General features: G+C 69.9%; 14 protein-coding genes. 12 read left to right on the forward strand and 2 right to left on the reverse strand.

Annotation, left to right across the window (positions count from 1 at the left end; all coding sequences use genetic code 11):
• Window positions 1-13 precede the first annotated feature (13 nt).
• The 10 genes from AWU67_RS17815 to AWU67_RS01460 all read left to right on the forward strand — a co-directional run bounded on the left by AWU67_RS17815 (window position 14) and on the right by AWU67_RS01460 (window position 12,353).
• Window positions 14-136 (forward strand): hypothetical protein, encoded by a 123-nt coding sequence (locus AWU67_RS17815; protein ID WP_257720956.1) that lies wholly within the window; start codon window positions 14-16, stop codon window positions 134-136.
• A gap of 70 nt (window positions 137-206) precedes the next feature.
• A complete protein-coding gene (locus AWU67_RS01420) occupies window positions 207-1,460 on the forward strand; it encodes a DUF6350 family protein (RefSeq protein WP_067225756.1) in 1,254 nt (417 codons plus the stop codon).
• Window positions 1,461-1,483: 23 nt separating this feature from the next.
• Window positions 1,484-2,077: a phosphoribosylglycinamide formyltransferase gene (gene purN / locus AWU67_RS01425; RefSeq protein ID WP_067225758.1), complete on the forward strand. Its 594-nt coding sequence runs from the start codon at window positions 1,484-1,486 to the stop codon at window positions 2,075-2,077.
• Window positions 2,074-3,678, forward strand: a complete 1,605-nt coding sequence (gene purH, locus AWU67_RS01430; RefSeq protein ID WP_067225760.1) for a bifunctional phosphoribosylaminoimidazolecarboxamide formyltransferase/IMP cyclohydrolase — start codon at window positions 2,074-2,076, stop codon at window positions 3,676-3,678. The genes purN and purH overlap by 4 nt, the downstream gene beginning before the upstream one ends.
• An 86-nt stretch (window positions 3,679-3,764) precedes the next feature.
• Window positions 3,765-5,063 carry a dimethylargininase gene (gene ddaH, locus AWU67_RS17890; RefSeq protein ID WP_082716694.1) on the forward strand — a complete coding sequence of 433 codons (1,299 nt, stop codon included), beginning with the start codon at window positions 3,765-3,767 and terminating at the stop codon, window positions 5,061-5,063.
• A gap of 609 nt (window positions 5,064-5,672) precedes the next feature.
• Window positions 5,673-7,484: an ABC transporter ATP-binding protein gene (locus AWU67_RS01440; RefSeq protein WP_082717118.1), complete on the forward strand. Its 1,812-nt coding sequence runs from the start codon at window positions 5,673-5,675 to the stop codon at window positions 7,482-7,484.
• Window positions 7,481-9,286, forward strand: coding sequence for an ABC transporter ATP-binding protein (locus AWU67_RS01445; protein WP_067225764.1), 1,806 nt, complete (start codon window positions 7,481-7,483; stop codon window positions 9,284-9,286). The genes AWU67_RS01440 and AWU67_RS01445 overlap by 4 nt, the downstream gene beginning before the upstream one ends.
• Before the next feature lie 239 nt (window positions 9,287-9,525).
• Window positions 9,526-9,876, forward strand: coding sequence for a response regulator (locus AWU67_RS01450; RefSeq protein ID WP_067225766.1), 351 nt, complete (start codon window positions 9,526-9,528; stop codon window positions 9,874-9,876).
• 15 nt (window positions 9,877-9,891) lie between these two features.
• Entirely contained in the window at window positions 9,892-10,569 is a 678-nt protein-coding gene (locus tag AWU67_RS01455; protein ID WP_082716695.1) for a response regulator transcription factor, read from the forward strand.
• A complete protein-coding gene (locus AWU67_RS01460; RefSeq protein WP_067225768.1) occupies window positions 10,566-12,353 on the forward strand; it encodes a sensor histidine kinase in 1,788 nt (595 codons plus the stop codon). Before AWU67_RS01455 ends, AWU67_RS01460 begins: the two co-directional genes overlap by 4 nt.
• Window positions 12,354-12,404: 51 nt before the next feature.
• Here the strand turns inward: AWU67_RS01460 and AWU67_RS01465 are convergent, their stop codons facing one another.
• Together AWU67_RS01465 and AWU67_RS01470 are read right to left on the reverse strand one after the other, a co-directional pair.
• Entirely contained in the window at window positions 12,405-12,719 is a 315-nt protein-coding gene (locus AWU67_RS01465; RefSeq protein WP_067225770.1) for an MGMT family protein, read from the reverse strand.
• A gap of 8 nt (window positions 12,720-12,727) precedes the next feature.
• Complete coding sequence (locus AWU67_RS01470; RefSeq protein ID WP_067225772.1) at window positions 12,728-13,183, reverse strand: GNAT family N-acetyltransferase; 456 nt, start codon at window positions 13,181-13,183, stop codon at window positions 12,728-12,730.
• A 359-nt stretch (window positions 13,184-13,542) separates the two neighbouring features.
• Between AWU67_RS01470 and AWU67_RS01475 the strand changes: the two genes are divergently transcribed.
• The gene (locus AWU67_RS01475) at window positions 13,543-15,414 is read left to right on the forward strand and encodes a heavy metal translocating P-type ATPase (RefSeq protein WP_067231877.1); all 1,872 of its coding nucleotides are present in this window, start codon (window positions 13,543-13,545) and stop codon (window positions 15,412-15,414) included.
• A 120-nt stretch (window positions 15,415-15,534) separates the two neighbouring features.
• Window positions 15,535-16,692 (forward strand): ROK family protein, encoded by a 1,158-nt coding sequence (locus AWU67_RS01480; protein WP_067225774.1) that lies wholly within the window; start codon window positions 15,535-15,537, stop codon window positions 16,690-16,692.
• Window positions 16,693-16,713: the final 21 nt, after the last annotated feature.

Below are 16,713 nucleotides of genomic sequence, written 5' to 3' on the forward strand. Positions count from 1 at the left end.
TAATACTCAGCTTATGGACTACGAACTCCTGCAAACTGTGTTCCGGCTCGGCCTGGTCACCTTCGCCTCGGTCATGATCATCATCGGCCTCGCCTGCCTGGTCGCCCTCGCCAAGGCGCCGTACCGCAATAAGTAGCCGACTGCTTTGCCGGGGCTCCGCGCTTCTGCGGGCCCGGCCGCATGTGCGCGGGTAGGCTCGTGCGAGCATGAACCGCATAACCATCGCCCTGCTCGCCGCCCTCGAAGCGGCCATCGCCGTCGCCATCGGGCTCGGCATCGCCCTCGTGCCGTTGACCATCCTCTGGGCGACCGGCAGCGGCTTGAGCACCGACTGGACCGTGTTCTGGCGCGCCGCCTCCGACGTCTGGCTGCTCGGCCACGGTGTGAACCTCACACTCACCCTGCCCACCGCGTTCGTGAGCGTGCTGGCGCTTCCCGGCGCGGATGCCGCTTTCACGCTCTCGCTCGCGCCCCTCGGTTTCGCCCTGCTCACCATCGTGCTCGGCATCGGCGCCGGCCGCCGGGCGGGCAGCTCCCCACATCCGCTGCAGGCGGCCCTGATCGTCGTCGCAGTGTTCTGGGTATTGGCCAGCCTCGTAGCCCTGAGCGCCGGGCACCCCATCGCCACCCCCGCCGCCGGCAGCGCGCAGCTCCTGCCCGGCCTCATCTACACGGCGGCCGTCATCACCGGCCTCGCGCTCTCCCGCCGGGCCGTGCTGGGCACGGCCGGCCGGCGCCTAGCCGGCTCGGTACGCGACTGGGTGGACGAGCTGCCGCCCACCGCCGTGCGGCTGGTCGCCGAGGGGCTGCGCGGCGGAACCATCGCCGCGGCCGTGGTCGTCGCGGCCGGTGGCCTGCTGTTCTGCTTCTCGCTGCTCAGCAACTTCGCCACCGTCATCGGGCTCTACGAGTCGCTACAGGCCGGGGCGCTTGGCGGCATCGCGCTGACCCTGCTGCAACTGGCTCTGTTGCCGAACGCCGTGATCTGGTCCGCCAGTTGGGTCGTCGGCCCCGGTTTCGCCGTCGGCGTTGGCAGCAGCGTCTCGCCCGGCGCCACCGTGCTCGGGCCCGTGCCCGGCCTGCCGCTGCTCGGCGCGCTGCCCGACGGGGCGACGGGGCCGGGGTTCCTGGTGCTGTTGGTGCCGATCCTGGCCGGCTTCGCCGTCGGCATGCTGCTGCGCCAGCGGATGCCGCAGGCCAAGCCGCGCGCGCGGCTGCTGATCGGCTACGGACTCGCCGTCGGCGTGACCACCGGCGTGATCCTGGGGCTGCTGGCCTGGATCTCCGCCGGCGCGGCCGGACCCGGCCGGCTGCAGGAGCTCGGGCCCAACCCGTGGCTGGTCGCCGCGTTCGCCGCCCTCGAGGTGGCGCTGCCGGCGATGCTCGGTTTGTACGCGGGCTCCGTCGCCAAGCTCCCGATGCGACGCGGCCGCAGCACGGTCTCCGAACCGGCCGCCTGAGTTCGCTGCGATAGGCTCGACACGTGCTGAAGCTCGTCGTGTTGATCTCTGGAACCGGATCGAACCTTCGGGCACTGCTCGAAGCCGCGCAGGACGATGACTTCGGCGCCCGCGTCGTCGCCATCGGCGCCGACCGCGACGCCGACGGCCTTGCCCTCGGCGAGGAATTCGGCATCCCGACCTTCACCGTGCCGTTCACGTCCTTCCCCGACCGGGCCAGCTGGGGCGACGAGCTTCTCGCGCAGGTGCAGCAGTGGCAACCGGACCTGGTGGTGCTCAGCGGCCTGATGCGCCTGGTGCCGCCGCGTTTCGTGGCCGCGCTCACGCCCAACCTGCTGAACACGCACCCCGCCTACCTGCCCGAGTTCCCCGGCGCGCACGGAGTGCGCGACGCGATCGCCGCCGGCGTCGATCAGAGTGGGGCGAGCCTGATCATCGTTGACAACAGCGTCGACGGCGGCCCCATCGTCGCGCAGGAACGCGTCAGCGTGCTGCCCGGTGACACCGAGCATGATCTGCACGAGCGCATCAAACCCGTCGAACGCCGCCTGCTGATCCAGGCTGTGCGCGACATCGCCGACGGCCACGTCAATCTCAAGGAGTTCAGCACGCAATGAGCGGTCCCAGCCACGACCCGTCCCTCTACCGTCCGCGCGACATCGTCGCAGTGCGGCGCGCACTGCTCTCGGTGAGCGACAAGACCGACCTCCTCGAGCTGGCTGCGGCGCTGTCGGCATCCGGTGTCGAGATCGTCTCCACTGGCTCGACCGCGTCGACGATCCGCGACGCCGGCTTTGCCGTGACGGATGTCGCCAGCGTCACCGGCTTCGCCGAGGCGCTCGACGGCCGCGTCAAGACGCTGCACCCCGCCGTGCACGCCGGCCTGCTCGCCGACCTGCGCCTCGAGTCGCACGAGGCCCAGCTGCTCGAGCTCGGCATCGCGCCGTTCGAGCTCGTCGTCGTGAACCTCTACCCCTTCGCCGAGACGGTCGCCTCCGGTGCGCCCGCCGCCGACATCGTCGAGCAGATCGACATCGGCGGCCCCGCCATGGTGCGCGCATCGGCCAAGAACCACGCCAACGTGGCCATCGTGGTCTCGCCGACCCGCTACCCCGAGATCATTGCAGCGCTGCAGGCCGGCGGCACCACGCTGGCCGCGCGCCAGGCACTGGCCGCCGAGGCGTTCCGTCACACCGCCAGCTACGACGTCAATGTCGCCAGCTGGATCGGCACCGTCGTCGCCCCCGACGACGAGGGAACCGGCTTCCCCGGCTGGGTCGGCGCCACCTGGACCCGCCAGCAGTCGCTGCGCTACGGCGAGAACTCGCACCAGGCCGCCGCGCTTTACCGCAACCGCGAGGGCGGCGGCATCGCTCAGGCGGAGCAGCTGCACGGCAAGGAGATGTCGTACAACAACTTCGTCGACGCCGACGCGGCCGTGCGCGCCGCCTACGACTTCGCCGAGCCGGCCGTCGCCATCATCAAGCACGCCAACCCCTGCGGCATCGCCGTGGCCGCAGTCGGGGCTGTCGACCCCATCGCCTCAGCACACGAGCGGGCGCACGCCTGCGACCCCGTGTCGGCATTCGGCGGCGTCATCGCCAGCAACCGCACCGTCACCGCCGAGATGGCCCGCACCGTCAGCGGCATCTTCACGGAAGTGCTCGTCGCCCCCGGCTTCGAGCCTGAGGCGATTGAGATCCTCACCGCCAAGAAGAACATCCGCCTGCTCCAGCTGCCGGCCGACTACCGCCCCACGGCCACCGAGATCCGCCAGATCACCGGTGGACTGCTGATGCAGCAGGCCGACTCCTTCACCGACTTCAGCTCGGCCGGGTGGACGCTCGCCGCCGGCACCGAGGTTGACCCGGCGACCCGCGCCGACCTCGAGTTCGCCTGGCGGGCCTGCCGCGCGGTCAAATCCAACGGCATCCTCCTCGCCTCCGGCGGAGCCTCCGTCGGCGTCGGCATGGGCCAGGTCAACCGCGTCGACTCCTGCCACCTGGCGGTGAACCGGGCCGGCGAGCGCGCCGCCGGTTCGGTCGCGGCATCCGACGCCTTCTTCCCCTTCGCCGACGGCCTGCAGGTGCTGCTCGACGCCGGCGTCACGGCCGTCGTGCAGCCCGGTGGCTCGGTGCGCGATGAGGAGGTCATTGCCGCCGCGAACGCCGCCGGCGTGACCATGTACTTCACCGGGGAACGCCACTTCTTCCACTAGAAGTCACACCCCGAAGACGACCGGATGCCGCAACAGTGGCATCCGGTCGTCTCTGTGTGGGGTCGCTGTCGCGGTAGTCTCGCTGCATGACTTCTTCGGATGCCGCCGCCGCCGACACCCCTGCCCCGCCCACTGTGAACCCCATCCCGCCGGCCCGACCCGTGCGCCGCCCGGAGCGGCCGCGCAGTACCTCGGCCTCCGTGCTTTCGGCCCTCACCGTGGCACTCGGCGCCTACCTCGTGACCGTGCTCGGCTACTTCATCAGCAGTGGCCAGCAGAGCCAGGCGATCAGCCAATTCGGCGGATTCTTCGCACTGCCCGCCTTGATCGCCTTCGTGCTGCTGGCTGTGTTCAACCTGCTCGGTGCCACGCGCGCCTGGCTGCCCGCCCTCGCCGGCGGACTCGGCGCCGGCATCGTCGGGGCTCTGCTCGGCTCGGCTGTCCTGCTCTCGGCCTCCACCGGCAACATCTTCGCCTCCGATGTCGTCGTCTACCTGTTCGGCAGCCTGGTCGGCTTCAACCTGCTGTTCGTGCTCTCCGTCGCCATCCTCTCTGCCCTGCTCGGGCCGCGCGTGTACGACTCTGTCATGGGGTTCCGCACCATTGGGCGTCGCACGGGGGAGCGCCACGTGGCGCTCGTGCGCATCCCGGCGTCCAACCTCGCCGACGGTGAGCTGACACACATCGACCGCATCCCGGTCAACATCGAGCTTGCCGACCAGCAGTGGGACAACTACTGCGCCGCCCTGGACGCGGAGGGCTGGGAGACGATCGAAGTTCCGGCCGCACCCGAGATGGCCGATTCGGTGTTCATCGAGGACGCCGTCGTCATGTTCGGCGAGCTGGCCGTGATCACCAACCCGGGCGCCGAGTCGCGCAGCGGCGAGATCGTCGGCGCCGAGCAGGCCGTGCGCGAGCTCGGTGGGCTGATGATCCAGCGCATCAGCGCCCCCGGCACCCTCGACGGTGGTGACGTGCTGAAGATCGGCATGACCGTCTACGTCGGCCGCTCCCTGCGCACGAACGCGGAGGGCATCCGCCAGCTGCGCGTCATGCTGGCCCCGCACGGCTACACGGTCGTCGCGGTGCCGCTCAGCAAGGCGCTGCACCTGAAGAGCTCCGTCACCGCGCTGCCGGACGGCACCGTGATCGGCTGGGCTCCCGTCGTCGACCACCCCGAGCTCTTCGACCGCTTCCTGGCGATGCCGGAGGAGTCCGGCGCGGCCGTCGTCGTGCTCAGCCCGGACACCGTGCTGATGGCGGCATCCGCCCCGCAGAGCGCCGCCCTCATCGCCGACCTCGGCTACCGGGTCGTCACCGTCGACATCTCGGAGTTCGAGAAGCTGGAGGGCTGCGTCACCTGCCTCAGCGTGCGCGTGCGCTGAGCCGCCCCTGTTCTGACCCCAGCCCGCGCGGACCTTCGGCCCGCGCGGGCTTGTCTGTGTGCCCAGCCCTTGATTCGGCCGACACCCACCCCACCTGGCAGCCCGCAACAATCGGTGCCGAAAAGCCCTTGCGCCCACGCTGGCCCGCCCCATATTCTGTAAGGCTGTGCGCAGCGCCGGTTCGGATGACGCGTGCGCAGCACCGGATGACACAACGACGCGCCAGGAGGATGCAATGACACAGACAGCACACACCACGGTTCAGAGCCGTTATGTGGGTGGCGCTGCCCGTGGCGCGTCCCCCCGCCCCGCCCGCGTCCTTCTCCCGGCGCACTAGGCGACGCCGCACAGGCACCGCCCAGCAGCCCGCCCTCGCGCGAGCTACCGCTCTTCACACGGAGACCACGTCGTCTCCGCCCGTTCGCGCCGCCCGTCCGGCCGGACCGAATCTGCGACCGCGCGACCGCGGCCCTCGCACCACTCACTACTTGGGGAACCACCTTGTCTTCAACCGCTGAACTCCAGCAGCCGCCCACTCCACCCGGCGACGCGCAACGGCTGGGCGCCGTGCGCGCCCTCTGGCGCCTCCGCACTTACGTCGGCCCGGCCATGCCCGCCTTCGTCGGCAGCATGCTGGCCGCGCTCGTCGCGCAGCTCATCGCCCTGACCATCCCGCAGGTGCTGCAGCAGATCGTCGACGGCCCGCTCGCGAACCGCGACGCGAGCGCCGTTGTGCCGCTCGCCCTGCTCATCTTCGTGCTCGGTGCCATCGAGGCGCTGCTCTACGGCCTGCGCCGCTGGCTCGTCGTCGGCCCCGGAACCCGGGTCGAGGCGCGCATGCGCAACACCCTGTACGCCAAGTTGCAAGACCTGCCGGTCAACTTCCACGACAAGTGGCCGAGCGGCCAGCTGCTCTCGCGCGCCGTCAGCGACCTCGGCCTGATCCGCCGCTGGCTCTCCTTCGGCCTCGTGCTGACCGTTGTCAACGTCATCGTGATCATCGTCGGTGTCGGCATCCTGATGTCGATGAACTGGATCCTCGGGCTCATCTTCCTGGTCTGTTCGTTGCCGCTGTGGTGGGCCGGCTACCGCTTTGAGGGGCGCTACTCCGAGAAGTCCAGGCTCAGCCAGGACCAGGCCGGCGACCTCGCCACCGCCGTGGAGGAGTCCGTGCACGGCATCCGCGTGCTCAAGGCCTTCGGACGGGGCAAGCACGCCCTGTCCAACTTCCGCAGCCAGGCCGAGTCGCTGCGCAGCACCGAGATCGCCAAGGCACACCTGGACGCCAACATCTGGGTCTGGATCATGGTCATCCCGGCGGTCGCACTCGCCCTCTGCCTGGTTGCCGGCGTCTGGCTGGCCGCGCAGGGGCAGCTCACCGTCGGCGAGCTCGTCGCCTTCTTCGCGACGGCCACCGTGCTCGCCTGGCCGATCGAGTCGATCGGCTTCATGCTGGCCTTCGCCCTCGACGCGCGCACGGCAACAGACCGCTTCTTCGACATCATCGACAGCGAGAACACGATCACCGACCCGGAGCACCCCCGAAGCCTGGAGCGCCCGCGCGGCGAGCTCGCCTTCACCGACGTGCATTTCCGCTACCAGGACTCCCCGGAGCGATTCGGCGACCTGCTCGACGGCATCGACCTCGTGCTCACGCCGGGCGAGACCATGGCGCTGGTCGGGCTCACCGGCTGTGGCAAGACGACCATGACGGCCCTCACCACGCGCCTCTACGACGTCACCGCAGGCTCGGTCACGCTCGACGGGGTCGACGTGCGGGCGTTCACGCGCGAGGAACTGCGCACGCACGTCGCGATGGCGTTCGAGGATGCCACACTGTTCAGCGCCTCGGTGCGCGAGAACGTGCTGCTCGGCCGTCCGGAGCTGGCCGGCGACGACCCTGCCGTCCGGGCGGAGGCCGACCGCGTGCTCGAGCAGGCGCTCGCCATCGCGCAGGCGGCGTTCGCCTACGAGCTGCCAGAGGGCGTCGAGACCCGTGTCGGCGAGGAGGGGATGAGCCTCTCCGGCGGCCAGCGCCAGCGCCTGGCCCTGGCCCGTGCCGTCGCCGCCCGGCCGGCTGTGCTCGTGCTCGACGACCCGCTGTCCGCGCTCGACGTCACCACGGAGGCCAAGGTCGAGGCCGCGCTGCGCGAGGTCCTCGCCTCGACGACGGCGCTGATCGTCGCGCACCGGCCGTCGACGGTCATGCTCGCCGACCGGGTCGCCCTGCTGGAGGACGGCCGCATCACCGCCGTCGGAACGCACTCCGAGCTGCTGCGCACGAGCGAGCACTACCGCTTCGTGATCACCAGCCTGGAGCAGGACGCGCGGCTGCTCGCCGGCGTCGAAGAGGCCGGGCCTGAGCCTGATCCCGACCAGATCATCGAAGAGAACGCAACGCGAGAGGAGGCGACCCGATGAGCGTCACTGGAGTTCAGGGCGAAGAGCAGAGCGAGTACAGCGCGGCCGAGTCCAAGCAGATCCGTGCCCGCTCGCGGTCCCTGCTGGCTTCGCTGCTCAAACCGCTGCACGCGAAGTTGTGGGTCACGGCCGCCGCCATCGTCGTGTCGTCGGCGGCGCAGGTCGCCGGCCCGGCGATCATCGCCTACGGCATCGACGAGGGCATCCCGGCGCTGATCGACCAGAACTGGTACCCCGCTGCCTTCGCCGGCTTTGCCTACCTGTTCACCGGCCTCATCGGCGCGGTGCTGATCGCCAGCTACATCCGGATGTCGGCCAGGATCAGCCAGGCGGTGCTCATCGACCTGCGCACCCGGGTGTTCCTGCACACGCAGCGGCTGAGCCTGGAGTTCCACGAGTCCTACACCTCTGGCCGGATCATCTCGCGCCAGACCAGCGACCTCGATGCGATCCGCGAACTTCTCGACGAGGGTCTCACGCTGCTCGTGCGTGGGCTCATGTACATGGTGTTCACGGCCGTCATGCTGCTGATCCTGGACGCGCCGTCCGGGCTGGTGCTGCTGGCCTCGCTGATCCCGCTCGGCATCCTCACCCGCTGGTTCCAGCTGCGCTCGCAGACGCAGTTCCGGCGCTCCCGGGTGGCATCCGCCAAGCTCATCGTGCAGTTCGTCGAGACCATGACCGGCATCCGCGCGGTCAAGGCATTCCGCAAGGAGAAGCGCAACGAGAAGGACTTCGGCGTGCTCGTCGAGGACTACCGCACGGTGAACGCCAAGGTGCTCGGCCTGTTCGCGGTATTCAACCCCGGTCTGGCCCTGATCGGCAACACCGCGGTCGCGGTCACGCTCCTCTGGGGTGGGTTCCGCGTGGTCGACGGCAGCCTCGAGGTGGGCGTGCTGCTGGCCGCCGTGCTCTACACCAAGCGATTCTTCGACCCGATGGAGGACATGGCGATGTTCTACAACGGCTACCAGTCGGCCTCCAGCGCGCTGGAGAAGATCTCCGGCGTGCTCGAGGAGCAGCCGAGCGTGCCCGACCCGGTCACGCCCGTCGACCTGTGGAACGCCGACGGAACGGTGCGCTTCGATCGGGTGCGATTCGGCTACACGCCGGGCCGCGACATCCTGCCCGAGTTCACCCTCGAGATCCCGGCCGGTCAGACGATCGCCCTTGTCGGGTCGACCGGCGCGGGCAAGACGACGCTGGCCAAGCTCATCTCGCGCTTCTACGACCCCAGCGATGGCCGGGTCACGCTCGACGGCGTCGACCTGCGCGACCTGCACCCGAAGGACCTGCGTCGGGCCATCGTGATGGTCACCCAGGAGGCCTACCTGTTCTCCGGAACGGTCGCCGACAACATCGCCATCGGCAAGCCTGATGCCACGCTCGATGAGATCAGAGCGGCGGCGCGTGCCGTCGGCGCCCACGACTTCATCGAGTCGCTGCCGAACGGATACGACAGCGACGTGAACAAGCGCGGCGGCCGGGTGAGCGCCGGTCAGCGCCAGCTGATCTCGTTCGCCCGCGCCTTCCTGGCGAACCCGGCGGTGCTGATCCTGGACGAGGCGACCAGCTCGCTCGACATCCCGAGCGAGCGACTGGTGCAGCAGGCGCTGCAGACGCTGCTCGCCGACCGCACCGCGGTGATCATCGCGCACCGGCTCTCGACGGTGTCGATCGCCGACCGGGTGCTGGTGATGGAGCACGGCCGCATCGTGGAGGACGGCACACCGGAGCAGCTGATCGGCGGAACCGGCCGTTTCGCCCAGCTGCACGCCGCCTGGCGGGACTCACTGGTCTAGGCGCCCGCACCCAGGCCGCACACAAATGAGCGGCCCGCCACCTCCGTCGTCGGGTACCAGGAGGTAGCGGGCCGCTGCACCTCACCCAGTGTGACCGGCCCCACCTTGCTGAGCATCGGGGAATCCCCTGAGCTAGTGAGCGTCGCTCAGCTTTTGCGCGGCGGCCGGGCGCGGGCCCACCGCGCACTCAGGGTCTACCCCGATAGCGGCGTGCGCGCGCCCACCGTGACAATCGAACCATGAACGCACGGGTGCTGATCGTCGACGACCATCCCGGGTTCCGTGAGCAGGCCAGGCGCCTGCTCGAGCTCGAGGCGTTCATCGTTGTGGGGGACACGGCCACCGCTGAGGGTGGTGTGCAATTGGCCTCGATTCTGACCCCTGACCTGATTTTGCTTGACGTAATGCTGCCTGATGCGGTGGGATTCGATGTAGTACCGCTCCTGCGTGAGCAGGGTGCTGTGGTGATCGTGCTCATCTCCAGCCACGACCGGAGTGATTACGGCTGCCGCATCGAACTGTGCGGTGCCGATGGGTTCATTCCGAAAGACGAGCTTTCCGGCGAGTCGCTGCGTCAGTTCGTCGCATGAGCGAGGACGTTGCCGGTGGTTGCCGAGACTGTTCCGGGTGTCGAGCGTGCTCCGTTGCGCGTTGCGATCGCCGATGACTCCCTTCTCCTGCGCAGCGGAATTGAGACAGTGCTCCTCGCACACGGCCTCGACGTCGTCGCCTCCTTGGACAGCGCCGCCGGGCTGAGCGAGCTCGTCGAGGACGAGCATCTCGATGCGGTCGTGCTCGACATCCGGATGCCGCCGACGCACACCGACGAGGGCCTGGTCGCCCTCGAGCAGCTGCGCGCGGCCGGCGCCACGGTGGGCGTGCTGATGCTCTCGATGTACGCGACCCCCTCCTACGCGATCCGGGCGATGAGCGTCGGCGGCGGCACCGGCTACCTGCTGAAGGACCGCATCGCCGACCCGTCGTCGTTCGTGCACGCCATCGCGACCGTCGCTGGCGGCGGCTCCGTCGTCGATCCAGAGGTGGTCGCCCACCTGGTCGGCACGCCCAGTTCCAGCGCGCTCAGCACGCTGACCCCGCGCGAGCGCGAGGTGCTGACGCTGATGGCGCAGGGAAAGTCCAACGGCGGCATCGCCTCCGGGCTGTTCCTCAGCCTGAAGACCGTTGAGACGCACATCGGCAGCATCATGGCCAAACTCGGCATCGACGACTCACCGGGTGAGCACCGCAGGGTGCTCGCCGTGCTCAGGCTGCTCGGGCCGTGACGGCCGCGGTGCCGTGGGGGCGGCTGTCGCTCGTCTGGCTGGCCGTCGGCGTGGTGCTCTTCACCGAGATCGTCGGCTCTGCAGCCGCCGCCCGTGTGCCGGTCTGGACCGCGCCGTACACGGTGATGCACACGGCGGTCGGCCTCTGTTACGCGATCTGTGCCTGGATGGCCTGGCGTAGCGCCGACGCGACGATTCCCGGCCGCCTCATGATCGCGGTGGCGTTCCTCTGGCTGCCGCCGACCTTCATCTCCGCCACCGGGCAGATCGGCTGGCTGTGGCCGCTGCTCGAGGGCGTCGAGGTGGTGTGGGCCGTGCTGGTCGGCGCCATCGTGCTGATCTACCCGGCCGGCAAACTGCACGGCCGGATCGACGTGGGGATCGCCGTCGCGGCCGTGACAGCGCTGTCGATCCGTTTCGTCTGCGCGCTGTTTTTCAACCAGCCGGTCGATGGCAGCCGCAACGTGGCCCCGAACCCCTACGCGCTCGTGGTGGGCGATGAGATCTTCATCTTCGCCGACCGGGCGTTCCGGCTCTTCGGCGTCGCGCTCATCCTGCTGATCATCGTGGTGGTGGCCGGGCGCTGGCTGCGCGGCAGCACCCCGGCCCGGCACATCGCCTTCGTCATGCCCGTTGCCCTCGTGCTCTGGTCGGCCGCAATCGCCTACGAGACGCTCGTGTTCTCGGTCGGCGGCAGCGTGCTCGAGGTGCTCGGCTACATCTCGCTCGCCGCCACTGCGACGGTGCCCATCGGTTTCGTCGCCGGCCTGAGCTACCTGCTCAGCCTGCGCGGCCGGGTCTCAGACCTGATGGTGATCACCCGGGACGGCGTCGACCGCACCCTCTGGCAGGCGATCCTGGCCGACACACTCCGTGACCCGTCGCTGCGCGTCTACTGGTGGGAGGAGCCCGAATCCCGCTACGTCGACTCGCACGGCCGGGCGGCGACCCCGAGCGTTGCCGGCATGGGGGAGCACCGCCAGGGGGCGCTGCTGCCGATCAACACCCCGGACGGCCCACTGGCCGTCATCCGGCACGACAGCGCGTTGAGCGAGAACGCGAACCTGCTCGATGCCGTCTCGACGGCGCTCCGGCTGAGCGTGGACAACGGCCGGCTGCGCGACGAGCTTGAGGCGACGCTGCGCGAGGTGCGCGAGTCGCGGCTGCGCATCGTCGACGCGGGCATCGAGGCGCGGCGACAGCTCGAGCGTGACCTGCACGACGGCTCGCAGCAGTCGCTCGTGGCGCTCGCCCTGCGGCTGCGGATGGCGGCAGGCCGGGCCGAGCAGCTCGGGCAGCACGACATGGCCGCCGACCTGGACGCGGCCCTGGAACAGCTCTCGGCCGCGCTGAAGCAGCTGCGCGAGCTGGCCCGCGGAATCCACCCCACCTCTCTCACCGTCGGCGGGCTGGCCACCGCCGTGCCGGAGCTGGTCGCCCACTCGCCCGTGCCGATCGAGATGCGCCTGGTCATCGACCGCCGGCCGCCGGCCGTCGTGGAGGCGACCGTTTACTTCTTCGTCGCCGAGTGCCTCACCAACATCGCCAAGTACGCCGAGGCGCAGGCCGGCCGCGTCGCGGTGACGGCCAGCGCCACCGAGCTGATGATCGAAGTGGCGGATGACGGCAGGGGAGGCGCGTCGCTCGGGCTCGGCAGCGGCCTGCTCGGCCTGATCGACCGGGTCGAGACGCTGGGTGGCCGGGTTGAGCTGCGCAGCGTGCCGGAGCAGGGCACCACCGTCAGCGCGTGGATCCCGCTGGCGGGCGCGCCAGAAGATCACTGACGCCGGCAGAGCTGACGCCGGCAGAGCTGACGCCGGCAGAGCCGACGCCGGTCAGGGCCGCCAGCGTGCAGCCGCGTAGTCGACCCGGTAGCCGTCATCCGTCGTCGTCGAGATCAGCGGGGTGCCCTCCGCGGTGTAGTACGGCAGGGCGCGGGCGGCGAGCCCCCGCGGCGGGTGCCCGCCGGCGCGCAGCACACGCCACCACGGTGACGCGGAGCCGTAGTAGGCCATCACCTGGCCGACGGCGCGCGCTCCACGGGAGCCGAGCATCGCCGCCACGTCGCCGTAGCTGAGCACCTGCCCGGCCGGGATGTCATCGACGACGGCCAACACGGCCTCGGCGAAGCCGCGGTCGGGGGCAGGCATGTGCGCGGTTAGGAGATCTGGAGGGCGCCGATGACGTCGCCGTACTGCGTCTCGCCGATGTCGATGAAGCCGATGCGGTGGAAGAACGCCTCGGGGCCGGTCTCGCCGGGCTCCCACATGACGGTGATCTGGTCGACGCCGCGCTTCTTCGCCTCCTCGGCCAGCGCCTGCGCCGCGAAACGGCCGACGCCCTTGCCCTGCGCCTCGGCGTCGACGTTGATGCGCCAGATGCAGGCGCGGAACTCCTCGCGGTCATTCTCCGGGTCGAAGTTGCCGTGGATGAAACCGACGACCTTGTCGTCCTGCAGCACCACACGCTGCCAGGCGGCACCGGGTGTCAGCACGGCGGTCTCCGCGGAGTAGGAGACGGGCGTGATGAACTGCTCTTGCCCGGGCTTCAGGCTCAAGTTGTTCGCCGCGACGACGTTCGAGGCGGACAGTTCTTCGAGTCGCAATTCAGCCATGGCCTTAGGCTAACCCGCCGAGACCTGATCGGGGTAGTTGAGGGATTCTCTCGATGTCGGGACAGTTGCCGACCTCGGTATCGAGAAGCGCAATGAGACCAGTGACCAGATCGCGATCGACGCCGCACACGCGATCCGAAGCACGGTGTCCGCGTCACGTGCGCCACCACCACCCCGACGAGGCCAGGGTCGAGGAATTCGGCCTGGAGAAGATGGGGAAGAGCCCGAACGGCACCATCCGCACCATCCTCGGCGGCACTGGGGCAGGCAGCACTGAGGCGGGCGGCACTGAGGCGGGCAGCACTGAGGCCAGCCTGCGCTTGCTGGCGGTGCCGCCCCGCGTGCGCCAAGCTCGGAGCATGGCTTGGATCATGACGAACGCCCGCCGTTACCCGCTGCTGACCACCACCGTACTTGTGGGCCTTCTGGGCATCGTGCTCTGGGCGTTCGGTTTGGGGAGCGAGCCCGTCAACCTGGTGCGCTGGCTGTTCAGCGGCTTCGCCCTGTTCGTTGCCGTGCTGCAGGCCATCCAGATGGTCCGCGACATCATGCGTGGGCACTGGGGCCTCGACATCCTGGCCGTCACCGCCATCGTCGCGACCGTGCTGGTCGACGAGTACGTGGCGAGCATCGTGATCGTGCTCATGCTGACCGGTGGAGAGGCGCTCGAGGACTACGCGGCCGGCCGCGCCAAGCGGGAGCTCAACGCGCTGCTGGAGAAGAGCCCGCAGTCTGCGCACCGGGTGCTCCCGGGCGGCGGCATCGAGGAGGTGCCGGTGGCCGAGGTCAAGGTCGGCGACACGCTACTGCTGCGCCCGGCCGAGATCGTGCCCGTCGACGGCGAGCTGCTGGACGTCGGCGGCGTGTTCGACGAGTCGTCGCTGACGGGTGAGAGCGTGCCGGTGGAGCGGGCCGTCGGTGACGCGGTGCTGAGCGGCGCCGTCAACGGGCAGGCCGCCGTGCAGATCACGGCCACCGCCACGGCAGAGAACAGCCAGTACCAGCGCATCGTCGCCCTGGTCGCGGCCGCCGGCGAGAGCAAAGCCCCCGTGGTGCGGCTGGCCGACCGATACGCGGTGCCGTTCACCCTGTTCTCGCTGGCGCTGGCCGGCGTGGCCTGGGCGGTCAGCGGCGACCCGGTGCGGTTCGCAGAAGTGCTCGTGGTCGCCACCCCGTGCCCGCTGCTGATCGCCGCCCCCGTCGCATTCATGGGCGGCATGAGCCGGGCCGCCCGCAACGGCGTGATCGTCAAGGGCGGCGGAGTGCTCGAAACGCTCTCCCGGGCCCGCACCGTCGTCTTCGACAAGACCGGAACGCTCACCCACGGGACCCCGAGCCTGACAGCGGTGCGCCCGGCTCCCGGCTTCGACGCCGACGAGGTGCTTGCGCTCGCGGCATCCGCAGAACAGTACTCCTCGCACGTGCTGGCGGCCTCGATCATGCGCGCAGCCGAGGAGCGCGGCCTCACCCTGCGCCCGGCCAAGACCGCCCGCGAGGTGGCCACACACGGCGTCGTCGCCGACATCGACGGCCGGGTCGTCACCATCGGCAAGCTGGCTTTCGTGCGGGATGCCGCCCCGGACGCCCGCGCGACGGAGCTGGTCGGCGGCGAGCTCTCGATCGCGGTCGCCGTCGACGGCCGATTCGCCGGTTCGATCGTGGCCAGCGACAGTGTGCGGGGCAACGCGGCGGCCACCATCGCGGCGCTGCGCGAACTCGGGGTGCGCGAGAGCATGATCTTGACCGGGGATGCCCGGGCAACGGCCAGCCACGTGGCCGAGGAGCTCGGGATCACCCGGGTGCAGGCCGAGTGCCTTCCGCAGGACAAGGTCATCACGGTCAGGGCGGTCACCGAGCGGCCCGTGATCATGGTCGGCGACGGCGTGAACGATGCCCCGGTGCTGGCCGCCGCCGACGTCGGCATCGCCATGGGGGCCAAGGGGGCGACGGCCGCCAGCGAGTCTGCCGACGTGGTGATCATGGTCGACGACATCTCGCGGGCGGCCAGGGCGGTGCAGATCGGCCACGACACCGTGCGCATCGCCCTGCAGAGCATCTGGATCGGCATCGCCTTCAGCGTCGTGCTGATGCTCATCGCCGCCTTCGGCGTGATCCCGGCCACCGTGGGTGCCGTGCTGCAGGAGGTGGTGGACCTCGTGACGATCCTGAACGCCCTGCGGGCGATCGGGCGCCGCCGTGACGCGCACTGGAACGTGCCGTCCGCCCCGTAGCCGGGCGGGAATCCCGGCCGCCGCGCCCGCGGATTGGGCCAAGATCACGAATCGATAACCCCTAGAAAAAAATCTGGATCGAGCTTGCACATTGTTTGTTCGTAAGCTTTACTAACAAACATGACCGCAACGCAGCCCAGTCATGGGCGCATCCTCAGGCCCACCGCAAAGGTGCTGCCGGAGCATGCCCGCGGCCACAATCGCTCGCTCGTCCTGCAGACGTTGTACCGCCAGGGCCCGCAGAGCCGCGCCGACGTATCGCGGGAGACCGGGCTGACTCGGGTCACCATCTCCGACCTCGTCGCCGAGCTGATGCTGGACGGTTTCGTCATCGAGCTCGGCCAGCGTGAGTCTGCCCGCCCCGGCAAGCCGGCGACCATGATCGACATCGACCGCACCGCCTTCCAGATCATCGGCGTCGATCTCTCCGACCAGCACATGCGGGCCGCCCTGCTCGACCTGGACGGCACCGTGCTCGACCGCGAGAACGCCGACCGCGCCGGGCGCACCGGCGACGACGCGCTCGCCGTTGTCGTCGGTCTGATCGAGGCGCTGACGCTGCGTGCCACGGCACCCCTGCTCGGCATCGGCGTCGGCTCGCCCGGCATCGTCGACGCAGAGGGCACCGTGCTCACCGCGCCCAACCTGGCCTGGACCCGGCTCCCGCTGCAGCGACTGCTGCAGGAGAGCTTCGGGGCCCCCGTGCTCGTGGCCAACGACGCCGACGTCGCCGTGCTCGCCGAGCACAGCTTCGGCGGCGCCAGCGGAGACGTCATGCTGGTCAAAGTGGGCGCCGGCGTCGGTGCCGGCCTGCTCCTCGGCGGCCGCCCGTTCTACGGGAGCAATTCCGCCGCCGGTGAGATCGGCCACGTCGTGATCGGCACCGATGGCGGCCCCGCCTGCGCGTGCGGCAAGATCGGCTGCCTCGAGGCCTGGCTGAGCGTGCCCCGCCTGACCGCGCAGCTCGCCACCACCACGGGCACGGAGGCTGAACAGGCCGCCGCGCGCGAACTCATTCTTCGGGAGGCAGGTCGCCGGCTCGGCATTATCCTGGCCCCCGTCGTCGGAGCACTCAACCTCTCAGAGATTGTGTTGAGCGGCCCGACGGAACTACTTGATGGCCCGCTGGCAACAGCAACCGTCGAGACACTCCGGAAGCGAACGATGGCCGAGTTCACTGGTGATCTCGCCCTCCGGATGACCTCGCTGGCGCAGGACGACATCGTCTTGCGCGGCGCGGCTGTCATGGTCCTTTCAGGACAACTCGGGGTCTCATAGAGGCCTCGTCTCGCACCACCA

It is taken from the genome of Microterricola viridarii (assembly GCF_001542775.1).
Lineage (GTDB): Bacteria > Actinomycetota > Actinomycetes > Actinomycetales > Microbacteriaceae > Microterricola > Microterricola viridarii_A.